This window comes from uncultured Chitinophaga sp. (assembly GCF_937874145.1).
In the GTDB taxonomy this organism is placed as follows: Bacteria; Bacteroidota; Bacteroidia; order Chitinophagales; family Chitinophagaceae; genus Chitinophaga.
The window spans coordinates 1-4,198 of record NZ_CALNBI010000417.1 but is presented as its reverse complement, the minus strand read 5'-3'; the positions used below and the strand labels follow the sequence as shown (position 1 = coordinate 4,198).

At 57.2% G+C, this 4,198-nt stretch carries 3 protein-coding genes; 2 read left to right on the top strand and 1 reads right to left on the bottom strand.

The annotated features are described in order from the left end of the window. Both Q0510_RS19985 and Q0510_RS19980 read left to right on the top strand, forming a co-directional pair. The coding region (locus Q0510_RS19985) for an ATP-binding protein (RefSeq protein ID WP_298715640.1) at window positions 1–2,888 on the top strand (2,888 nt) is incomplete at its 5' end. A gap of 16 nt (window positions 2,889–2,904) precedes the next feature. Then, a complete protein-coding gene (locus tag Q0510_RS19980) occupies window positions 2,905–3,348 on the top strand; it encodes a response regulator (protein WP_298715638.1) in 444 nt (147 codons plus the stop codon). A 7-nt stretch (window positions 3,349–3,355) separates the two neighbouring features. On the opposite strand, the gene Q0510_RS19975 is transcribed toward Q0510_RS19980, so the two are convergent. Beyond that, window positions 3,356–4,198: SulP family inorganic anion transporter (locus Q0510_RS19975; protein ID WP_298715636.1), on the bottom strand; the 843-nt coding region annotated here is incomplete at its 5' end.

Here is a 4,198-nt window from a genome sequence, read left to right as displayed (position 1 = left end):
AAGAAGTGATCCCCAAAACCATGGCCACCCGCCGGGAAAACCCGCACGATTTCCCGTTCGCGTTTTTTTACCTGTACGAGGGCAGCAAAGCCGTGATGCAATCGTACCCCGAGCCGCAAACCACGGCACTACCCGACGCCATTGACCCGGAGGAAGACCATCCCCTGGCGCGGCATTTCAAAACAGCCATGGAGCAGCGCAGGCTCCAGGTGATAGACGGCGAGCCCGGCTTGTTTGCCGGCCTGCCCAATGGCGCCTGGACCATCGCCGGAAATAAGGCGGTCGTTTTGCCGTTGCTGCAATCCGGCGCACAGGAGCCTTATGGCTTTCTCGTGCTGGGCAAGAACCCCTACCGCCTTCTCAACGAGAAATATCTAGGCTTCTTCAACATGATCGCCGATAAAGTGTCGACCAGCTTCGCCAATGTGCACGCCCTGGAACAGGAAAGGAAAAGAGCCGCGGCGCTGGCGGAGATCGACAGCGCGAAAACGATCTTCTTCTCCAACATCAGCCACGAATTCCGCACGCCGCTCACCCTGTTGCTGGCGCCCGTGGAAGAAACGCTCAACGATCCGCAGACGCCCGCGCCCATCCGGTCGCGGATGGAACTTGCCTTCCGCAACGTATTACGGATGCAGAAGCTTGTCAACACCCTGCTGGAATTCTCCCGGATCGAAGCGGGCCGGCTGGAAGGGAAATTCACCCGGGTGGATATCGGCGCCCTGACCGCCAACCTGGCCAGCGTATTCCGTTCCGCTATCGAAAAGGCAGGCATGCAGCTGGAGGTCCGCCAGGAAAAGATCGATAGGGAAGTGTATGTGGATGTGGATTTATGGGAAAAAATCATCCTCAACCTGGTGTCCAACGCCGTCAAATACAGCGACCGCGGCAGCATCGTGCTCGACATCCGATCCGAAAACGGGCAGGTCCTCGTATCTGTGGCTGATAACGGCATCGGTATCGCGGCGGACCAGCTCGAAAAAATATTCGAACGCTTCCACCGGATCGAAAATACCGGCGGCAGGAGCATGGAAGGCACCGGCATCGGGCTCGCCATGGTGAAAGAGCTCGTCAAACTCCATCATGGAAGCATCCGCGCGGAGAGCCGGCCGGGAGAAGGTTCGGTGTTTACCATCACGTTGCCTACCGGCAGCGCGCACCTGCCGGCCGACAGGATCGTGGCATCCGAGACGGCGCCGGCAGTGGCGCAAAACGCCGCCGCTTTCGTATCCGAAGCCCTGAAGTGGCTCCCCGGCACGGAAGCGCCCATCATCCCCGGACAAGAAATATCCCCCGCGGCATCACCCCGCGACGCCCGTCATCGCGTACTGCTGGCCGACGATAATGCCGACATGCGGGAATACCTCACCCGCCTGCTGTCCCAGCAATTTGTCGTAGAAGCCGCCATCGACGGCGAGGATGCATTCCGGCAGGCCATCCATCAACCGCCGGACCTGCTGCTCACCGATATCATGATGCCGAAGCTCGACGGGATGGGATTGCTGAAGAAACTGCGCCATCATCCCAAAACCAGCGACGTACCGGTCATCTTCCTGTCTGCCCGGGCAGGTGAAGAAGCGAAGATCGAGGGGCTGGCGACGGGAGCCGACGACTACCTGATCAAACCTTTTTCCGCCAGGGAAGTGGTGGCGAAAGTGGATGCGCACATCAAAACCGCGCAGTACCGCAAGCAAACAGCGAGGTTGCTCAACAGCTTCCTCATGCAGGCGCCGGCCGCCATCGCCGTGCTGCACGGGCCCGCGCATATCTATACGCTCGCCAATTCGAAGTTTCTGGCACTGGCCGGCAAGCCGGAAGATGAAATCCTTGGTCATTCCATCCGCCAGATCTGGCCGGAAATCGAAGGGCAGGAAATACTTTCTCTCCTGGAGAACGTTTATGCCAGCGGAAAACCTTTCACCGCCAACGAATTGCCGACAACCACCGTCCGGAATAACGGCGAAAACACCACCGGCTATTATGATTACATCCTTCATCCCCTCAAAAACGAAGAAGGTCATGTAACGGATGTGATGTTGTACGCGCATGAAGTGACCGATAAGGTGCAGGCCCGCAAAACGATTGCGGAAAGCGAGCAGCATCTCCGCCAGCTGGCCGAAGAGCGGAAGCGCTTCGCGGAAAAGCTCGAATCCACCGTGGAAAAACGTACGCGGGAACTGCAACGCTCGAATGAAGACCTGATGCATTTCGCACATGTGGCCAGTCATGATCTGAAAGAACCCGTGCGCAAAATCAAAACGTTCGGGAAAAGATTGTGGGATGAATACGCCGGCGACGTGCCGGAAAAGGGGCAAACGTACGTCAGGAAAGTGCTGACGGCGGCAGACAGGATGCTTTCGGTGATTGAAGGGATACTCCGCTATTCCGCCATCAGCGCATCGGAACAGGCCTACTCGCCCGTCAACCTGAACGATCTGATCACCCATATACAATCCGACCTGGAATTGCCGATCCAGCAGAAAGGCGCGGTGATCCGCTGTGATGACCTGCCCGTGATCGACGGCGCGGCCATCCTCCTGCACCAGTTATTCTATAACATCATCCAGAATGCGCTGAAATTTTCCCGGCCCGACCATGCGCCGGTTATCACCATTACCTGCAGTGAACAAACGATCGGGAGCACGGCTCATGCCCGGATCTCCGTTTCTGACAACGGCATCGGTTTCGATGAGCAATATGCCGCGAGGATCTTCGAGACGTTTGCGCGGCTGCATCCGGCCGACAAGTTCGAAGGCACCGGCCTGGGACTGGCGTTATGCAAGAAAATCGCGGAGCGGCACGGGGGAACGATATCTGCCGGCAGCAGGGGCCAGGAAGGAGCGGAATTTATTATAACTTTACCCGTGCATCATCCCAAAGAACCCTGACAAACTGATACTTACAATGAGCAAAACGATACTACTCATCGACGACGACCTGGACGATACCGAAATATTTGAAGAAGCACTCACCGAAATCAACCCCGCCATCCTGTTTTACAAAGCCGAAAACGGGCAGGATGCCTTTAATAAATTGCAGGGGAAAGAAGTAGGGCAACCGGATATTATTTTCCTGGATGTGAACATGCCGGGCATGAACGGGTGGCAGTTTCTTACCAAACTGAAAACGGAGGCCGCTTACCACAACATCCCCGTCATCATGTACTCCACTTCCTCCGCGAAAAAGGACATCGCCATTGCGGAGGACCTCGGCGCCGTCGGCTTCCTGACCAAACCGGCGGATTACAAGGGGCTGAAGAAAGCGCTCCTGCTGCTGCTGGCCCAAACTTCGCCGGACGGGCTCCGCCAGTCGGTCGAGGATATTAAAAAGATGGAATGGTATAGTTAACCGCCCCTCACTTTTCCGTGGCAACGCGGTATCCGGGGTCTTCCATGATATTGACTTCTATCACAGATTCCGCGTTCCGCAACAACTGCCTGCAATCTTTGCTCAGGTGCCTGAGATGTAATTTTTTACCGGCACGGGCATATCGCTCGGTCAGTTTGTTCAACGCGTCGATCCCGCTCATATCGGCTACGCGGCTGTCTTTGAAGTCGATGATCACTTCGTCCGGATCTCCCTGCACATCGAACTTCTCGTTAAATGCGGCTACGGAGCCGAAGAAAAGGGGGCCGTAGATTTCGTAATGCCTGATCCCGTTTTCGCCGGTGTACTTCCGGGCGCGGATGCGTTTGGCGCTTTCCCAGGCAAATACCAGCGCGGAGATGATCACCCCGATGAGGACCGCCAGGGCCAGGTTGTGCAGCCAGATGGTGATAACGGCCACCAGAACCCCCACGAAAATGTCCTGCCGGGGCATTTTGTTGATGATCCGGAAGCTTGCCCATTCGAAGGTGCCGATCGCCACCATGATCATCACGCCCGTGAGCGCCGCCATGGGCAAACGTTCTATGACAGGCGCCCCGAAGAGGATGATCAACAGGATCGTCAGTGCCGCCACGATGCCCGAAAGGCGCGCCCGCGCACCGGCCGACAGGTTCACCAGCGTCTGCGCGATCATGGGGCAGCCGCCCATCCCGAAGAAAAACCCGTTGGCGATATTGGCCGTACCCTGCGCCACGCATTCCCGGTTGCTGTTGCCCTTGGTGCCAGTCATTTCATCTACCAGGTTCAGCGTCAGCAAGCCTTCCGTCAGCCCCACGCCCGCCATGATCAGCGCGTACGGGAAAATGATCCC